The following is a 16,758-nucleotide window of genomic DNA, read 5'->3' on the forward strand; positions in this document are numbered from 1 at the left end:
GGTGCTACTCCAATTCATTATTCTGACAAGCCGACATAGACGTCATAGAGCTGTCCTTGCCGCTCGACGGTGACGGTCATTTCCGTGGCGCCCGCCACCTGCTGCATCGCCTGCATGGCCTGGGCGTTGTCACGCAGATCCAGGCCGTTGATGCTGACCGCCAGATCGTTGGCGACCAGTCCGAGTTGATTGAACAGTTCCGGATTGCGACCCGGGTTGAGGCGATAGCCGGTCATGCGACCGTCCACCCGGACCGGAGAAATATTGAGGTAATCGGTGATCTTGCCCGGGTTGCCCAGCAGTTCGCTGCGCACGGAGGAGAGCCCCTCCTGGCGGGCCGGTTTGGGCAGGGGCTTGCCATACTCCTCCCCGTCCAGCATCAGGGTCTCGTCACGGCCGTCCCGGGCGATGATGACCCGATCGGCAAACACCTGGCGTATCCTGGCCTGGGTACCGTCGATGTAGTCCCCGATGCCGTAAGAGTTCTGTGTCCCGTTGTGGGCGATGATGGCGATGGACTTGGCGGGATCCGAGCTTGCCAGCACCCCGTTGAGCTGGGCGTTGAGCTGGGTTTTCGGGGCATCCGCCGCCACCGTCTCTGCCGCCTTGTCCGCCTGGGGTTGCAGCGCCTTGCCAAAGAGAGAGAGGCGGCTGAGGTTGCCAAGATCGAGGCGATCGCCGCCACTCCCCTGCGCCGAGGTGACCGAGGGTTGCCAGAGGGTCAGGGGTGCGGGCTGGGCCAGTTCGTACAGGCGCCAGGTGAGCACGGCACACTGCTGGGCCAGCAACAGCAGCAGAAGCCAGAACAGGGGCTGGCTGAAACGGGAGAGTGGCATGGCCTTGCAGCGAGCCAGAAGGGAAATCAACAAATCATCCCTGAACGGTAGCGTCATCTTTCTCAAAATTGTCTGGCATCCAAGTCGGTTGGCTATTGTGTACGGCAATGGACCCAGAGACAACCGACCGGATGGGACCAAGGGGTGAAAATTCAGTTTCCGTCACACCCGGATGCCCCCTGTTTCTATCCCGGGGCCCGCCTCTGGTATAATCAGGCACCTTTTCAGCCATCCCGGAGCCGATCCATGTCGAATCCAGCACAAAGCAGCACTCAGGTCCGTCTCGACAAGTGGCTGTGGGCCGCCCGCTTTTACAAGACCCGCAGTCTGGCGCGGGATCAGATCGACGGCGGCAAGGTGCACTACAACGGCCAGCGCACCAAGCCGGGCAAGGCGGTCGAGGTCGGCGCCCTGGTGCGATTCTGGCAAGGCCAGGACGAGCGGGAGGTGCGGGTGCTCGAGGTGAGCGAGCAGCGCAAATCCGCCCCGCTGGCCCAGCAACTCTATGAAGAGACAGAGGCCAGCCTGAAGAAACGGGCCGAAAACAGCGAAGCCCGCCGCTTCAACAGCCAGTTTGCCCCAAGCCCGGAGCGCCGACCTGACAAGCAGGAGCGACGCCAGCTTATCCGGGTCAAGCAATCCTAATCCGCGTCTGTGGCCCCTTTATGACGACAGGTGGAGGAATTAGTTCCTAACCACCTGTTTAACAATGTGTTTATTTTTCCCCAAGAACATCCTAGGAAACCATGATGAGTAACCAAGACCTCCTGTATCGCTATCTGTTCGAAGAGTACGAAGTGCGTGGGGAGCTGGTCCAGCTGGATCGTACCTACCGCCACATCATCGACGCCCAGAACTACCCGGTACAGGTGCAACACCTGCTGGGCGAGCTGCTGGTTGCCACCAGCCTGCTGACCGCCACCCTCAAGTTTGAAGGCTCCATCACGGTGCAGCTGCAGGGGGACGGTCCGGTACGTCTGGCCGTCATCAACGGCGACAACAACCAGCAATTGCGCGGCGTGGCACGCTATGAAGGGGAATTGCCGACGGACGGCAAGCTGCAAAGCCTGATCGGCAACGGCCATCTGGTCATCACCATCACCCCGGATCAGGGAGAGCGCTATCAGGGCATCATCGCCCTGGAGGCCGACACCCTGGCGGCCTGCCTGGAGCACTACTTCGCCCAGTCCGAACAACTGGCCACCCGCCTCTGGATCCGCACCGGCCACCACGAGGGCGAGCCCCGTGCGGCGGGCATCCTGCTGCAGGAGCTGCCGGCCCAGAGCGAGGATCACAGCGAAGATTTCGACCACCTGGTCCAGCTCACCACCACCATCAAGGACGAAGAGCTGTTCGGTCTGGACGCGGAAGAGATCCTCTACCGCCTCTACCACCAGGACAAGGTACGGGTGTTCGATCCCCAGGCCATCGAGTTCCGCTGCACCTGCTCCCGCGCCCGTTGCGAAGGGGCCTTGCTGCAGATAGACAAGGAGGAAGCGGTATCCATGGTGCAGGAGCTCGGCAAGATCGACATGCACTGCGATTACTGCGGCGCCCACTACGAATTCGACGGGATAGACATCGAAACCCTGTTCAGCAGGGCTCCCGGTAATGATGCAAACCAGTTACACTAATCAAAGGCGGGCAAAACCCGCCTTTAACTTAAATAACAAAAAAATACCCTATTTTATAAAGTTTGATGGCGATCGCTAAAAACTACCACCTAGGTGGTAGCATGAACGTCAGATAGAACCCTACACACCTCTGAACCCAGGAGAATACAATGACAATCGTGGTAGAACCCACCCTGGCCCAACAACTGAAGCTGGACCAATACGGTATCAAAAACAGCCAGGAAATCGTTCGCAACCCCTCCTATGAGCAGCTTTTCGCTGAAGAGACCCGCTCAGACCTTGAGGGCTTCGAACGTGGCGTCGTCACCGAGCTTGGCGCCGTCAACGTCAACACCGGCATCTTCACCGGCCGCTCCCCTAAAGATAAATATATCGTCAAAGATGCCACTACCCAGGATACTGTGTGGTGGTCTGACCAGGGTAAAAACGATAACAAGGCGATTACCCCGGAAGTGTGGTCACATCTGAAAGGGCTGGTCACCAAACAGCTCTCCGGCAAGCGTCTGTTCGTGGTGGACGGCTTCTGCGGCGCCAACCCGGACACCCGCCTGGCGGTGCGCATCATCACCGAGGTGGCCTGGCAGGCGCACTTCGTGAAGAACATGTTCATCCGCCCGAGCGAAGAGGAGCTGAAGGCCTTCAAACCGGACTTCGTGGTGATGAACGGTGCCAAGTGCACCAACCCGAACTGGAAGGAGCAGGGTCTCAACTCCGAGAACTTCGTCGCCTTCAACATGACCGAGAAGATGCAACTCATCGGCGGCACCTGGTACGGTGGCGAGATGAAGAAGGGCATGTTCTCCATGATGAACTACTTCCTGCCCCTGCGCGGCATCGCCTCCATGCACTGCTCCGCCAACGTGGGCAAGGATGGGGACGTGGCCATCTTCTTCGGCCTCTCCGGCACCGGCAAGACCACCCTCTCCACCGATCCCAAGCGTCAGCTGATCGGCGATGACGAGCACGGCTGGGATGATCACGGCGTGTTCAACTTCGAAGGGGGCTGCTACGCCAAGACCATCAAGCTCTCCGAAGAGGCCGAGCCGGACATCTACCACGCCATCCGCCGCGATGCGCTGCTGGAGAACGTGACCGTGGCCGCCGATGGCACCATCGACTTCGACGACGGTTCCCGCACCGAGAATACCCGGGTCTCCTACCCCATCTATCACATCGACAACATCGTCAAGCCGGTCTCCAAGGCGGGTCACGCCACCAAGGTGATCTTCCTGACCGCAGACGCCTTCGGTGTGCTGCCCCCGGTCGCCAAGCTGACCAAGGAGCAGACCAAGTACCACTTCCTGTCCGGCTTTACCGCCAAGCTGGCCGGTACCGAGCGCGGCATCACAGAGCCGACCCCGACCTTCTCCTCCTGCTTCGGCGCGGCTTTCCTCAGCCTGCACCCGACCAAGTACGGCCAGGAGCTGGTGAAACGGATGGAAGCGGCAGGGGCTGAAGCCTATCTGGTCAACACCGGCTGGAACGGCACAGGCAAGCGGATCTCCATCAAGGATACCCGTGGCATCATCGACGCCATCCTGGATGGTTCCATCGAGAAGGCGCCGACCAAGGTACTGCCGGTGTTCAATCTGGAAGTGCCGACCGAGCTGCCGGGCGTCAACCCCGCCATCCTGGATCCGCGAGACACTTACGCCGACCAGGCAGAGTGGGATGCCAAGGCGGCCGATCTGGCCGGGCGCTTCATCAAGAACTTCGAGCGCTTCACCGACAACGACGAAGGCAAACGCCTGGTCGCGGCGGGCCCGCAGTTGTAAGAAACGCGCATCGCATCTCGCAATCCCGTACCGGTCAGCCCTGCTGGCCGGTATTTTTTTGGCCGATGCGCGGCATATGACTCCCGCCAAGCCTTGCCTTGACGGCCCTTGCGCGTTAGATTCAGCCAAACTTTATACAATATACAATTTTGCAACCTGCCCGTGACCCCAGCATGACCCCACCTTACAAGACCCGAACCCAGATGGTGATGGAGAACCTCCGCGGCCGGATATTGCGTGGCGAGTTTGCAGCGGGCGCCCCCCTGCGCCAGGACGCCATCGCCAAGGAGCTGGCGGTGAGCCGTATCCCGGTACGGGAAGCCCTGATGCAACTGGAAGCCCAGGGGCTGGTGAAGTTCGAGGCCCATCGCGGCGCCGTGGTGACCATGCTGGATGCCTCGGCCATCGAGGAGCTCTTTTATTTGCGGGCACTGCTCGAAGCCGATACCCTGTTCCACGCCGTCGACCTGATGACGGAGGAGACCTTCGCCCAGGCGCAAGCCATCCTCGCCCAGTTTGATCTGGCGCTGGAGTCCGGCACCCAGATCGAACACTGGGCCGAGTTGAATCACCGCTTTCACGCCACCCTCTACCAGGCAGCCAATCGCCCCCAGGCACTGGACCTCATCGCCCAGATCAATCTGAGCTGCGACCGCTATGTGCGTTTCGAACTGCTGTTCGCCCAGGGCGGCGTGGACAAGGCAGAGCGCGAGCACGCCCACCTGCTGGAGCTGTGCCGCGCCCGGCGCAAGCACGAGGCAGTGGTACTGCTCAAGCAACACATCGAGGCGGCAGGCCAATCGATCAGACAGATCCTGGCAAGCGGCCATCATCAATGAACACTCACATCACCACAAGCTGGCAATAACGACATGAACCATTTCGAGATTATTGAAACCCGCGTCGCCCAGGTCAGGGCCACACTGGCCACGCTGGAGCTGGACGCTTTCATCGTTCCCCACGACGACGAGCATCTGGGGGAGTACATTCCCGCCTATGCCGAGCGGCTGGACTGGATCACGGGTTTCAACGGCTCCGCCGGGCTCGCCATCATCATGGCGCATCGGGCGGCCCTGTTCATCGACGGTCGTTATACGGTGCAGGCGCGCATGCAGGCGCCGGCCGAGCTGTTCGAGTTTCTCCACCTCAATGAAGACCCCCACGTACAGTGGCTGGCGGAGCAGTTGCCCTCAGGCTCCCGGGTCGGTTTCGATGCTCGCCTGCACAGCCTGGCCTGGTATCAGAACGCCAACGCCGTGCTGACCGAGCGCGGCATCGAGCTGGTGCGCATCGACGAGAACCCCATCGATCTGCACTGGAGCGATCGTCCCGCTCCGACCAAGAGCCCTGTCATCCTCTACAGCGAGGAGCTGGCGGGCCAGTCCAGCCAGGCCAAGCGCGAAATGCTGGCCAGCGATCTGCGCAAGCGCGGGCTGGATGCGGTGCTGCTGACCCAGGCCGAGCCCATCAACTGGCTGCTCAACCTGCGTGGTCGCGACGTGGAACGCCTGCCGGTGGTGCTGGGCTTTGCGGTGCTCTACGCCAACACCACCATGGATTTCTTCGTCGATACCGACAAGATCGACTGCTTCGCCTTCAGCCAGCACGTGGGGCAGGATGTCTCCGTCTACCCCATCGACAAGCTGGGTGACGTGTTGCAGCGCATCGGCGAGGATCAGCAGAAGGTGCTGGCCGACCCCAACACCGCCAACGCCTGGACCCAGCTCGTGATGGAAGAGGCAGGCGCCATTCTGGTGGCCGGCCAGGATCCCACCATGCTGCCCAAGGCGTGCAAGAACCCCGTGGAGCTGGCCGGCATGCGTGCCGCCCACCTGCGCGACGGCGTTGCCGTCACCCGCTTCCTGGCCTGGCTGGATCGCCTGATCGCCAGCGGCGAGTTCGACGGTGTGGACGAAGGCACCCTGGCAGACCAGCTGGAAGCCTTCCGCCACGAGCAGGAGCACTATGTGGAGCCGAGCTTCGACACCATCTCGGCACTCGGCCCCAATGCCGCCATGTGCCACTACCGCCACACCAACGGTACCCCGCGGGCCTTCGGCCAGGACAGCATCTATCTGGTGGACTCCGGCGCCCAGTACCTGGACGGCACCACCGACATCACCCGCACCGTCAAGGTGGGTGAGGTGACCGACGAGCACAGGGCCATGTTTACCCGGGTGCTGCAGGGTCATATTGCCCTGGATCAGGCCCGCTTCCCCCGCGGTACAGCCGGCATCCAGCTCGACGTGCTGGCCCGCATGCCCCTGTGGCAAGCCGGCTACAACTACGACCATGGCACCGGTCACGGGGTCGGCCACTTCCTCAGCGTGCACGAAGGCCCGCAGCGCATCGCCCCCAAGGGCAGCCTGGTGGCCCTGCAGCCGGGCATGGTGCTCTCCAACGAGCCGGGCTACTACCGGGAAGATGCCTTCGGCATCCGCTGTGAAAACCTGGTGGTGGTGACCGAACAGGAGGCCCGTGGCGAGCAGCCGATGCTGGGCTTCGAGCGACTGACCTATGTGCCGTTCGATATCCGCCTCATCGATCGCAGCCTGCTGAGCCCGGCGGAGTTCCGCTGGATCAACGAATACCATGCGGAGGTCTACCGCCGTCTGAGCCCGCTGCTGGAGGGCGAGGATCTCGCCTGGCTGGAGCAGGCGACCAGCCTCCTCTGATGACACAGGGCCTGCGGGCCCTGTTTCTTTATCCGCGGCATGCCACAAATGCCCCCCTTGCATCGACTCCCCGCCCCTTCTACCCTGTGCCTCCTTTTTGGCTGCCCCGCAGCAGAGACCCGATGAGAGGAGCCCCGATGCACTCGTCCCCCGTATTGCGCCTTGCCACCCACACCGACATGCACGCCATCTGGCAGATAGATGCCGATGTCTTCGGCGAGGATGTCTACCCCGGTTTCTTCTTTCGCCAGGCCATGGATCTGTGGCCCGAACTGCTGGTCGTCGCGGAACGGGAAGGCCGGCTGCTGGGCTATGCCCTCGGGGGGCTTGGTCAGGATCGGTCGCAGGGCTGGCTGCTCTCCCTCGCGGTGCGTCCCGAAGCACGCGGCTTCGGCCTGGCCGAGCAAATGATGTTGCAGGTGGAGCAGGCTCTGGCGCATTTGCAGGTTGCCCGGGTGAGGCTGACCGTGGATCCCGCCAATCCGGCCCAGCGCCTCTACTTAAGGCTGGGTTATCAGCAGTTGGCAGAAGAGAGAGGCTACTTCGGGCCGGGCGAGGATCGCCTGCTGCTGGAAAAAGCCCTGATCTGACCATCCACCACCGGCACGGGAGCCTTCCGGCCACATAATTGGTTACACTTTGCGGGTTTAATGCGCAATCTGGTTGGCGTAAAGTGCAATTCATCACCAGATTAATCCGATGCCCGCCCAGGAGGCCCATCATGTTCAAACGTATTGCTCTCGTCACCCTGCTGGCGGCCACCACCGCCATCACCGGCTGTGCCAACAGCGACGTCTACTCCGGCGATGTCTACACCAAGGATCGCGCCAAGCAGGTACAGACCGTCAGCTATGGCACCATCCTCTCCACCCGCCCCGTCAAGATCCAGGCCGATGAGAACTCCCTGATCGGCACCATTGGCGGTGCCGTGGTCGGCGGCCTGCTCGGCAGCACCATAGGCGGCGGTCGTGGCAGTGACATCGCGGCGGCCGGTGGCGCCATCGCGGGTGCGGCGGCCGGCAAGGCGGCAGGGGACAAACTCAACCAGGTTGACGGGGTCGAGCTCGAGATCAAGAAAGAGAACGGCGAATCCATCGTGGTGGTACAAAAGGCCAGCCCCACCTTTGTGCCTGGCGCCCGGGTCCGCATGACCCAGGGCAACGGCACCATCAACGTGGCCGTGGTGAACTGATAGCGCCGCTCAAGGTGCACAATGCCATAAAAAAAGGTGAGCCCGGGCTCACCTTTTTGCGCTCTGCACCACTGAGGATTCACCCGCCCAGATGCAGCCAGGCCGCGATGGACAGCTGCAGGCCCACCAGGTCGGCATGGTGGAACAGGGCATGCAGTGATGCACGATCCCCGGCCACCTGCATCATCAGATGCTGTTGTGCCTGCAGGTCGGCCAGCCAGGAGGGGGGCACCGTCAGCGTGCCTGCCGCCTCGGCAACCAGGGATACCCCCTCGAGCAGAGCATGCAGCGCCCGTTGTTGTTCGCCAGCATCGCCACTCTCGAGCCAGAGCTGCTCATGATACTGCCAGTGCTGCATACCCAGGGTAATGCTGGTCTTCTGATCTTTGCCCTCAATCCCTTGCAGGGGCTGCACGGCCAGTGGCTTGCCAAGCCCAGCCAGCCTGTATCCGCGCTGCGCCTTGGACTGGGCACCCAGCCGCAATCCTCCCAGCGCCGCCAGCTTGCTCGCCAGGGTGAACAGGGCGCGGGCATCGCCGGATTTCAGCTCCAGCTCCAGCTCGTCGATCCCGGTACGCCCCAGGGCACCGGCAATCTCCCCCTGATCCCAGGCCAGCTCGATCTCGGCATCTCCGAATGCGATCAGCCAGTGGCGGCGCAGGAAATCGGTGCTGAACTGGGCCACCAGACGGCTCTGGAGTTCATCGCGCACCACCAGACTCGGCCAGATATCGGCAGGAAAGGCAGACAGGGTCGGAATGGTTCCCTCTACCGGGGTGTTGTACTCGGGTCTGGCGTGCAATCCGCCCACGACCTGCCCCCGGCACTTGATGGTCTGCTCGGAAAAATCATCGCTGCGACGAATGCGCAACCCCATCTCGAGCCCACGCAAACCCAGATCGGGCGTGTCGAAATAGACGTTGCCAAGAGTGGCTTGATTGGAAGAGATAATCTCTAGTGAATTCAGAATGTTGGAGAGGGATTCTTGAATATTGCTGGTGACGAAAAACTTTATCTCGATCTCAGTTTGCATAGTCATTCCGGGCTGGCGGGCAACTTTGGGGGGCATGTTCAGGGTCGCGAGGATATAATGCCAGCGACAGTTCACGATTAATTCACGGTTTTATTGATGGCACAGTTCGGTTACCATGCGCCCCTCATAAAATCGTATCGAGTGTTTTTTCACCGACACAGGTTTGGCCATGCCAGTAAATACTATTTTGGGTCTTTTTGCCAAGTCCCCCATCAAGCCGCTGCAGAAGCATATCGTCAAGGTTCACGTGTGCTGCGAACAGCTCATTCCCTTCTTTGATGCCGTTGCCGAAGACCGCTGGGAAGATGCCGAGAAGATCCGGCAACAGATCGCCCAGCTGGAAAAAGAAGCGGACATCCTCAAGCGCGAAATCCGCTTGAAACTCCCCCGCGGCCTGTTCCTGCCGGTCGCCCGTACCGATCTGCTGGAGCTCTTGACCCAGCAGGACAAGATTGCCAACCGTGCCAAGGATATTTCCGGTCGCATGCTTGGCCGCAAGATGGAATTCCCCACCGAGATGCGCGCCGATTTCATGGCCTATCTCAAACGCTGTATCGATGCGACCGCCCAAGCCGAAAAAGCCATCGGAGAACTCGATGAGCTGCTCGAAACCGGCTTTAAAGGACGTGAAGTTGAAATGGTTGCCGAGATGATCCACCAGCTGGATCTCATCGAGGACGATACTGACACCATGCAGATCGGACTGCGCCAACAGCTGCAAGCCGTTGAGCACAAATACAATCCGATCGACGTTATGTTCCTCTACAAGATCCTCGAATGGGTAGGTGACCTGGCTGATCAGGCAGAGCGCGTTGGCGCCCGTCTGGAATTGATGCTGGCTCGTTCGTAATCGACTGACTGGGTAAACACTACTAATGGACATTATCGCGAATTACGGCACCACCCTGGTGCTCGTGGCGGCCTTGTTCGGCTTTTTGATGGCCTGGGGCATTGGTGCGAACGACGTCGCCAACGCCATGGGCACATCGGTCGGCACCAAGTCCCTGACCATCCGTCAGGCGATCATCATCGCCATGATCTTTGAATTTGCCGGTGCCTATCTGGCCGGTGGCGAAGTGACGGCCACCATCCGCAGCGGCATCATCGACAGCAACGCCTTTGCCGACACGCCGGATCTGCTGGTGCTCGGCATGATCGCCTCCCTGCTGGCTGCGGGTCTGTGGCTGATCCTGGCCTCCTATTTCGGCTGGCCCGTCTCCACCACTCACTCCATCATCGGCGCCATCGTGGGCTTCGCCGTGGTGAGCATCGGTCCGGAAGCGGTACAGTGGAACAAGTTTGGCGGCATCGTCGGCTCCTGGATCATCACGCCGGCCATCTCGGGCATCATCGCCTACTTCATGTTCATCAGCGTGCAGAAGCTCATCTTCAACACGGACAATCCCCTGGACAACGCCAAGCGCTATGTCCCCTTCTACATGTTCCTGACGTCCCTGGTCATCTGCCTGGTCACCATCAAAAAAGGGCTGACACACGTCGGTCTGCACCTGAGCAATGGCGAAGGCGCGCTGCTCTCCGTCGCCATCTCTATCGCGGTGGCGTTTGCCGGCTGGATCTATATCCGCGGCCAGCAGTACAACCCGAAAGATGACAGCAAGATGCACTTCGCCAACGTGGAGAAGGTGTTCGGCATCCTGATGATCATCACCGCCTGCGCCATGGCCTTCGCCCATGGCTCCAACGACGTGGCCAACGCCATCGGTCCGCTCTCTGCAGTCGCCTCCATCGTGGCGGCCGGCGGCGAGATCGGCGGCAGCTCCCACATCGCCTGGTGGATCCTGCCCCTTGGCGGCATCGGCATCGTCATCGGTCTGGCCACCATGGGCGAGAAGGTGATGGCGACCGTCGGCACCGGCATCACCCACCTGACCCCGAGCCGTGGCTTCGCAGCCCAGCTGGCCACCGCAGCCACCGTGGTGATAGCCTCCGGCACCGGTCTGCCCATCTCCACCACCCAGACCCTGGTCGGTGCCGTCATGGGCGTCGGTCTGGCACGGGGCATCGCGGCCCTGAACCTGGGCGTGCTGCGCAACATCGTGGTCTCCTGGGTCATCACCCTGCCCGCGGGCGCCATCCTGGCCATCGCCATCTTCTACGTGTTGCAGGCCTGCTTCTCCTGAGCAGCCCACGCCGCACGACAAAAAGCCCGGGTCATTGACCCGGGCTTTTTTATGCTTCGCCCATATCACGCCGTCGATTGAGCGTCGATCGGCTGCGGCGTTTACTCCTCGATAAAGGTCCACTCGTCGCGCACCCGGCTGATGGCATCGAGCCGCCGCTTGGCAAGCTGCTCGCGGATTGCCTCCCCTTTGAAGCCGGCCGCCACTATCTCCTTGACCGGCACAGACTGCGCCGCCTCCAGGGCCTCGGCGACATAGTCCGGCTGACTGTAGACCTTCTCTTCGAAGCCGGTACGACCGTGGAAGTCGGCGCGACAGGCATCGAGCAGCTGGGCAAAGCGCTCCGGTCTGCGCCAGGCATCGGCCTTGTCGAATACCTTGAGCAGGGTCGCGGGCTTGAGCTCGAAGGCTATGTGGATATGGGTGTGCAGGTCGCTCACCAGCAGCGCCAGATCGCGACACTCGTTCGGCACCCGGAAGCGCTCGCAAAAATCCCGAATGAGAGGCAATCCCTTCTGGCCATGGCCGTGATGGCTCGGCCAGAAGGCGGGCGGGGTCAGCCCCTTGCCAAAGTCGTGGCAGAGGGACGCGAAGCGCACGGTCAGTTCGGTGGAGAGACGACATGCCTGCGCCAGCACCATCATGGTGTGGATGCCGGTGTCGATCTCCGGGTGCCATCTGGCAGGTGCCGGCACACCGAACAGGGCATCGAGCTCGGGGAAGAGCGCCTTGAGTGCGCCGCATTCGCGCAGCACCTCGAAGAAGATCTGGGGTGTCGGCCCCAGCAGCACTTTTTCCAGCTCCTTCCAGACCCGCTCCGGGGTCAGGTGGGCCAGCTCCCCAGCCTCCGTCATCTCGCGCATCAGCCCCAGCGTCTCGGGGGCCACCACGAACCCCTGGGCATGAAAACGGGCGGCGAAGCGCGCCACCCGCAGGATGCGCAGGGGATCCTCGGCAAAGGCCGGCGAGACATGGCGCAGCAACCGCGCCTCCAGATCTTGTACGCCGCCGTAGGGATCGTGCAGTTGCCCATCCTTATCTTCGGCGATGGCGTTGATGGTGAGATCCCGGCGCAGCAGATCCTGCTCCAGCGTCACCTCGGGGGCGGCATGGCAGACGAAGCCGGTGTAACCCTGCCCCTGCTTGCGCTCGGTGCGCGCCAGGGCGTACTCCTGCTGGGTTTGGGGGTGAAGAAAGACCGGAAAGTCTCGGCCCACCTGGGTGAATCCGAGACCCAGCATCTGCTCCACCGTGGCGCCAACCACCAGGTGATCCCGATCCCCCTGGGGCAATCCCAACAGGCGATCCCGCACCGCCCCTCCGACCAGATAAATCTGCACGCGCACTCTCCCTCGATAAACTTGCCCCGATGATACCGCTTTTGGCCAAGAGAGACGATGTGCCCCCGCTGCACCGGGCTCGCCATCACTCGGCCGGGCGGCCACTTCCCGCTATCGTCCTGGGTGAGTCAGCCCGTGGTTCGAGCCAGCTCCCCTTATGGTATCCGGGTCTTTGACATCCCTTTTGGGAGGCTTTAACCTGCCGCCCATAACAATGGAATGGATCCTTATGTACACACAGTTCTTCGGTCTGTCGGAGCCCCCGTTCTCCATCTCGCCCAACCCCAAATACCTCTATATGAGCGAGCGTCACGGGGAGGCCCTCGCCCACCTCAACTACGGGTTGCAGGACGGTGGCGGCTTCGTGCTGCTGACCGGGGAAGTGGGTACGGGAAAGACCACCGTCTCCCGCTGTCTGCTGCAGCAATTGCCCGCCGACACCGAGATCGCTTACATCCTCAATCCCTCTCTGACCGAGCGGGATCTGCTGGCCGCCATCTGCGACGAATTCCAGTTGCCCTACGGCGAAGAGGCCAGCCTCAAGCAATTGTTCGACCTTATCCGGGATCATCTGCTGGCGAATCTGGCGGCAGGCAAGCGCAGCGTGGTGCTGGTGGATGAAGCCCAGCACCTGCTGCCCGGCGTGCTGGAGCAGTTACGACTGCTCACCAATCTGGAGACAGACGAGAAGAAACTGCTGCAGGTGGTGCTCATCGGCCAGCCCGAGCTGCAACAGATGCTGCGCCAGCCCCTGTTGCGCCAGCTGGCGCAGCGGATCACCGCCCGCTATCACCTGCTGCCGCTGTCGCGCCAGGATGTGGATGCCTATGTCCGCTTCCGGTTGCAGGTGGCAGGCTGCGTCCAGCCCATCTTCACCCCCAGGGCCATCCAGACCCTGCATCGCCTCTCCGGGGGCATTCCCCGTCTCATCAACCTCATCTGCGACCGCGCCCTCATCGCCGCCTTCGCCCGTGGCAGCCACAAGATAGTGCACGGGGACATCAGCCAGTCCGCGTATGAGGTGAGCGGCATTCGCGACGAGGGAAGCTGGCAATCCGGCCTCACGGTCGCCCTGGTGGGCGCCCTGCTGGTCGCCACCGGCTGGTGGGGCTGGCAATTCTTTGGATTCTTCCCAGCCCGCCCCCTGGTCAAGGTCGAGGTACCGGTCAAGGTGGATGACACGCCGGAGCAGCAGGCCCAGCTGACCCGCGCCATCAATCAGGCGCTGGAGCCGGACGTCGCCATGCAGAATCTCTACAAGGTATGGGGCTACCAGGCCGAGCTGGAGGAGGCAACCTGCGACAATGCCCCCCGTGCGGGCCTGCGCTGCCAGGAGGGAGAAGCCTCCCTGGCGCAATTGCAGGCGCTGCAATACCCGGCCCTCATCAGTCTCACCGACGAGACCGGCGGCCTCTATTACGCCACCCTGGTCAGCCTGGGGGCGGACAAGGCTTCCCTGCTCATCGGCAACCAGAGCTGGCAGGTGGACAGGCAGTGGCTCTCCGACGCCTGGGGCGGCAGCTACACCCTGCTCTGGCGCATGCCCAGGGGCAACGTGCCCCTGATAGCGAGCAATGCCGGGGCTGCCCAGGTGCAGTGGCTGGACAACGCCCTTAGCCGCGCCATGCAGCAACCCGATCGCAAGGTGAGCCGCTTTGATGCCACCCTCAAGAACAAGCTGCAACAGTTCCAGCGCGAGCAGGGACTGACCCCGGACGGCATCGCCGGCAGCAACACCCTGCTGCGGCTGAATGTGGCCTCCGGCGAACCCATGCCCAGGCTGGAGGATGAATCCCTGCGAGCCAGCACGCCGGTCGATCTCGACAGCGTGGCGGATGATGAGACGGATCCCATGGTCGAGGAGGCCTCCTGATGTCCACCCTGCTCAAGGCCCTGCGCCGGGCCGACCAGCCCCAGTTCACCCCCCATATGCCGCTCATGGGTCTGCCCGTGAGCCAGGAAGAGGAGCCCAACCGCCGCTGGATCTGGTGGGCCCTGGTGCCCCTGGCCCTGGTGATGGGCGCCGCCGCCAACTATGGCTGGCACCTCTATCACCTCAAACCCGTGGAACAGCAGGTCGAAGTGAAGGAAGTGGTGACTCCCCCCTTCGTGCGGGTCGAACCCAGGCCCATGATCACCCGGCCGCTGCCGCCCCCCCTGCCGGAGCCCGTGGTCGCTCCAAGACCTGCCGCAACCCCGGCTGCGACTACCGCAAACCAGGGGGGACAGAGTCTGGCAGAACGGCTGATGGCCGCCCTCAACAACACGCCGCTGGTGGAAGAGAGTGCGCCCCAGGCTCAGGTCCAGACCAGTGCCATCCCCCTCGGCGCCCTGGCCCCGGCCCTGAAACAGCAGGTACCGTCCCTGACCTATGGTGCCCACAACTACTCCTCCGACCCGGCCAAGCGGGCCGTCGTGCTCAATGGACGGGAGTGGCGCGAGGGGAATGAGATCGCCCCCGGTGTCATCCTGGCAGCCATCGCCCAGGACTACATCGTCCTGCAGGTCGACGGCCAGTATGCCAGCCTCAAGGCGCTGCAAGACTGGCGCGGCTGATCTGCCGGCATCCGGTGGCCCTCCCCCGGGAGGGTCAGCGCCCATTCTGAGGGAGCCCGAGAGCTCCCCTTTTTCATCAATAACCTACACTCGACCATTGCCATGCGCCGGGTCGGGGATCGCCCTCCTGATGGCGGGCGGACTTATCATCAGAACATGAGCACACTGTGAGCCACTCAGACAACACCACCTTCGCCACCCGCATTCTGGACTGGTACCAGATCCACGGCCGCAAGACCCTGCCCTGGCAGCAGGACAAGACCCCCTACCGGGTCTGGGTCTCCGAGATCATGCTGCAACAGACCCAGGTTGCCACTGTCATCCCCTATTACGAGCGGTTCATGGCCCGCTTCCCCGACGTGCTGGCCCTGGCCAACGCCCCCATCGACGAGGTGCTGCATCACTGGACCGGGCTTGGCTACTACGCGCGCGCGCGCAACCTGCACAAGGCTGCCCAGCAGATCCGCGATCTGCACGGCGGCCTCTTTCCGGAACAACTGGAAGAGGTGATGGCCCTGCCCGGCATCGGTCGCTCCACCGCCGGGGCCGTGCTCTCCCTCTCTCTGGGCCAGCCCCACGCCATCCTGGATGGCAATGTGAAGCGGGTACTCACCCGCTGGCTGGCGCTGGCGGGCTGGCCGGGCCAGAAGCAGGTCGAGCACGATCTCTGGGAGCTGGCGACCCGCCTCACCCCGCGCGTCGGGGTGGCCCAGTACAATCAGGCCATGATGGACATGGGGGCCACCGTCTGCACCCGCAGCAAGCCCGCCTGCGAGCGCTGCCCGGTGCAGGCCGATTGCCAGGGGCTGTCGCAGGGCAACCCCACCGCCTACCCTCACTGCAAGCCGAAGAAGAGCATTCCGGCACGCAACGGCATTATGCTGATCATCCGCCACGGCGATCAGCTGCTGCTGGAGAAGCGTCCGCCGCAAGGGATCTGGGGCGGGCTTTACTGCTTCCCGCAGGTGGAATCCCTCACCGAGGTGACCGGACGACTGCGGGAGTTGGGGCTGGAGGATGCCGCCTATCAGGAGCTCGCTGGATTTCGTCACACTTTCAGCCACTTCCACCTCGATATCCGCCCTTTGCTGATCGAAATGGCTGTTCCGCCCGCCCCCCTGCTCATGGAAGCGGATACCCGACTCTGGTATAACTTACGCCATCCTGCCGAGGTGGGATTGGCGGCGGCCACGGCCCGTCTGCTCGCCTACCCGGACTTACAACCAGACTTGCAACCACAGAGGTCAACATGAGCCGTACCGTATTTTGCCTGCGCCTGAAGAAAGAAGCGCCGGGTCTCGATTTCCAACTCTACCCCGGTGAACTCGGCAAGCGGATCTTCGACAACATCAGCAAGGAAGCCTGGACCGAGTGGCAGAAGAAGCAGGTCATGCTGATCAACGAGAAGAAGCTGAACATGATGAATCTCGAGCACCGCCAGTTGCTGGAAAAAGAGATGGTCAGCTATCTGTTCGACGCGGGTGAAGTCCAGATCGACGGTTACACCCCTCCCAGCCAGTGAGCGGGAATCGAGTCAAAGGGCCAGCGTCCCCCTGAGTCGTCAATATGCCGCAGG

Annotated in this window: 16 protein-coding genes; 13 read left to right on the plus strand and 3 right to left on the minus strand. The window is 62.3% G+C overall.

Annotation, left to right across the window (positions count from 1 at the left end; translation table 11 throughout):
- Positions 1-17 precede the first annotated feature (17 nt).
- On the minus strand, positions 18-869 hold the full coding sequence (exeC, locus tag J9892_RS16565; RefSeq protein ID WP_282598083.1) for a GspC family type II secretion system variant ExeC: 852 nt from the start codon (positions 867-869) through the stop codon (positions 18-20).
- Positions 870-1,082: 213 nt separating this feature from the next.
- Between exeC and hslR the strand changes: the two genes are divergently transcribed.
- From hslR to J9892_RS16600, 7 genes are all read left to right on the plus strand, one after another.
- Positions 1,083-1,481 carry a ribosome-associated heat shock protein Hsp15 gene (hslR, locus tag J9892_RS16570; RefSeq protein ID WP_010675728.1) on the plus strand — a complete coding sequence of 133 codons (399 nt, stop codon included), beginning with the start codon at positions 1,083-1,085 and terminating at the stop codon, positions 1,479-1,481.
- A 104-nt stretch (positions 1,482-1,585) separates the two neighbouring features.
- The gene (gene hslO / locus J9892_RS16575; RefSeq protein WP_010675729.1) at positions 1,586-2,470 is read left to right on the plus strand and encodes an Hsp33 family molecular chaperone HslO; all 885 of its coding nucleotides are present in this window, start codon (positions 1,586-1,588) and stop codon (positions 2,468-2,470) included.
- A gap of 149 nt (positions 2,471-2,619) precedes the next feature.
- Positions 2,620-4,245, plus strand: coding sequence for a phosphoenolpyruvate carboxykinase (ATP) (gene pckA, locus J9892_RS16580; protein WP_069784268.1), 1,626 nt, complete (start codon positions 2,620-2,622; stop codon positions 4,243-4,245).
- 173 nt (positions 4,246-4,418) lie between these two features.
- Complete coding sequence (locus J9892_RS16585; protein WP_201955498.1) at positions 4,419-5,084, plus strand: GntR family transcriptional regulator; 666 nt, start codon at positions 4,419-4,421, stop codon at positions 5,082-5,084.
- A 33-nt stretch (positions 5,085-5,117) separates the two neighbouring features.
- Positions 5,118-6,920, plus strand: a complete 1,803-nt coding sequence (locus tag J9892_RS16590; protein ID WP_161470349.1) for an aminopeptidase P family protein — start codon at positions 5,118-5,120, stop codon at positions 6,918-6,920.
- A 137-nt stretch (positions 6,921-7,057) separates the two neighbouring features.
- A complete protein-coding gene (locus J9892_RS16595; RefSeq protein ID WP_128296204.1) occupies positions 7,058-7,510 on the plus strand; it encodes an N-acetyltransferase in 453 nt (150 codons plus the stop codon).
- A 131-nt stretch (positions 7,511-7,641) separates the two neighbouring features.
- The gene (locus J9892_RS16600) at positions 7,642-8,112 is read left to right on the plus strand and encodes a glycine zipper 2TM domain-containing protein (protein ID WP_010675734.1); all 471 of its coding nucleotides are present in this window, start codon (positions 7,642-7,644) and stop codon (positions 8,110-8,112) included.
- Between the two features lie 79 nt (positions 8,113-8,191).
- Here J9892_RS16600 and J9892_RS16605 read toward each other — a convergent pair whose 3' ends face one another.
- Positions 8,192-9,145 (minus strand): CYTH domain-containing protein, encoded by a 954-nt coding sequence (locus J9892_RS16605; RefSeq protein WP_161470350.1) that lies wholly within the window; start codon positions 9,143-9,145, stop codon positions 8,192-8,194.
- 169 nt (positions 9,146-9,314) lie between these two features.
- Here J9892_RS16605 and J9892_RS16610 point away from each other — a divergent pair, with 169 nt between their 5' ends.
- Entirely contained in the window at positions 9,315-9,995 is a 681-nt protein-coding gene (locus J9892_RS16610) for a TIGR00153 family protein (protein WP_010675736.1), read from the plus strand.
- A gap of 25 nt (positions 9,996-10,020) precedes the next feature.
- Positions 10,021-11,286 carry an inorganic phosphate transporter gene (locus tag J9892_RS16615; RefSeq protein WP_069784272.1) on the plus strand — a complete coding sequence of 422 codons (1,266 nt, stop codon included), beginning with the start codon at positions 10,021-10,023 and terminating at the stop codon, positions 11,284-11,286.
- Positions 11,287-11,387: 101 nt separating this feature from the next.
- Here J9892_RS16615 and J9892_RS16620 read toward each other — a convergent pair whose 3' ends face one another.
- Positions 11,388-12,626 (minus strand): multifunctional CCA addition/repair protein, encoded by a 1,239-nt coding sequence (locus J9892_RS16620; protein ID WP_210538602.1) that lies wholly within the window; start codon positions 12,624-12,626, stop codon positions 11,388-11,390.
- Positions 12,627-12,855: 229 nt separating this feature from the next.
- On the opposite strand from J9892_RS16620, the gene J9892_RS16625 reads away from it, so the two are divergent.
- The 4 genes from J9892_RS16625 (at position 12,856) to J9892_RS16640 (ending at position 16,704) form a co-directional block, all read left to right on the plus strand.
- Entirely contained in the window at positions 12,856-14,499 is a 1,644-nt protein-coding gene (locus tag J9892_RS16625) for an ExeA family protein (protein WP_010675739.1), read from the plus strand.
- The gene (gene exeB / locus J9892_RS16630; protein WP_042882413.1) at positions 14,499-15,182 is read left to right on the plus strand and encodes a GspB family T2SS assembly factor variant ExeB; all 684 of its coding nucleotides are present in this window, start codon (positions 14,499-14,501) and stop codon (positions 15,180-15,182) included. The genes J9892_RS16625 and exeB overlap by 1 nt, the downstream gene beginning before the upstream one ends.
- A gap of 167 nt (positions 15,183-15,349) precedes the next feature.
- Positions 15,350-16,435: an A/G-specific adenine glycosylase gene (mutY, locus tag J9892_RS16635; protein WP_049636117.1), complete on the plus strand. Its 1,086-nt coding sequence runs from the start codon at positions 15,350-15,352 to the stop codon at positions 16,433-16,435.
- Complete coding sequence (locus J9892_RS16640) at positions 16,432-16,704, plus strand: oxidative damage protection protein (protein WP_010675742.1); 273 nt, start codon at positions 16,432-16,434, stop codon at positions 16,702-16,704. Before mutY ends, J9892_RS16640 begins: the two co-directional genes overlap by 4 nt.
- Positions 16,705-16,758 lie beyond the last annotated feature (54 nt).

It is taken from the genome of Aeromonas sp. Prich7-2 (assembly GCF_017939255.1).
GTDB lineage: Bacteria > Pseudomonadota > Gammaproteobacteria > Enterobacterales > Aeromonadaceae > Aeromonas > Aeromonas caviae.

Excerpts from the sequence above, each read along its gene's own strand:
- J9892_RS16590 (WP_161470349.1), top strand. The coding sequence starts at position 5,118 with ATGAACCATTTCGAGATTATTGAAACCCGCGTCGCCCAGGTCAGGGCC.
- J9892_RS16600 (WP_010675734.1), top strand. The coding sequence starts at position 7,642 with ATGTTCAAACGTATTGCTCTCGTCACCCTGCTGGCGGCCACCACCGCC.
- J9892_RS16585 (WP_201955498.1), top strand. The coding sequence starts at position 4,419 with ATGACCCCACCTTACAAGACCCGAACCCAGATGGTGATGGAGAACCTC.
- J9892_RS16595 (WP_128296204.1), top strand. The coding sequence starts at position 7,058 with ATGCACTCGTCCCCCGTATTGCGCCTTGCCACCCACACCGACATGCAC.
- pckA (WP_069784268.1), top strand. The coding sequence starts at position 2,620 with ATGACAATCGTGGTAGAACCCACCCTGGCCCAACAACTGAAGCTGGAC.
- J9892_RS16615 (WP_069784272.1), top strand. The coding sequence starts at position 10,021 with ATGGACATTATCGCGAATTACGGCACCACCCTGGTGCTCGTGGCGGCC.
- J9892_RS16610 (WP_010675736.1), top strand. The coding sequence starts at position 9,315 with ATGCCAGTAAATACTATTTTGGGTCTTTTTGCCAAGTCCCCCATCAAG.
- J9892_RS16640 (WP_010675742.1), top strand. The coding sequence starts at position 16,432 with ATGAGCCGTACCGTATTTTGCCTGCGCCTGAAGAAAGAAGCGCCGGGT.
- hslO (WP_010675729.1), top strand. The coding sequence starts at position 1,586 with ATGAGTAACCAAGACCTCCTGTATCGCTATCTGTTCGAAGAGTACGAA.
- J9892_RS16605 (WP_161470350.1), bottom strand. The coding sequence starts at position 9,145 with ATGCAAACTGAGATCGAGATAAAGTTTTTCGTCACCAGCAATATTCAA.
- exeB (WP_042882413.1), top strand. The coding sequence starts at position 14,499 with ATGTCCACCCTGCTCAAGGCCCTGCGCCGGGCCGACCAGCCCCAGTTC.
- J9892_RS16625 (WP_010675739.1), top strand. The coding sequence starts at position 12,856 with ATGTACACACAGTTCTTCGGTCTGTCGGAGCCCCCGTTCTCCATCTCG.
- hslR (WP_010675728.1), top strand. The coding sequence starts at position 1,083 with ATGTCGAATCCAGCACAAAGCAGCACTCAGGTCCGTCTCGACAAGTGG.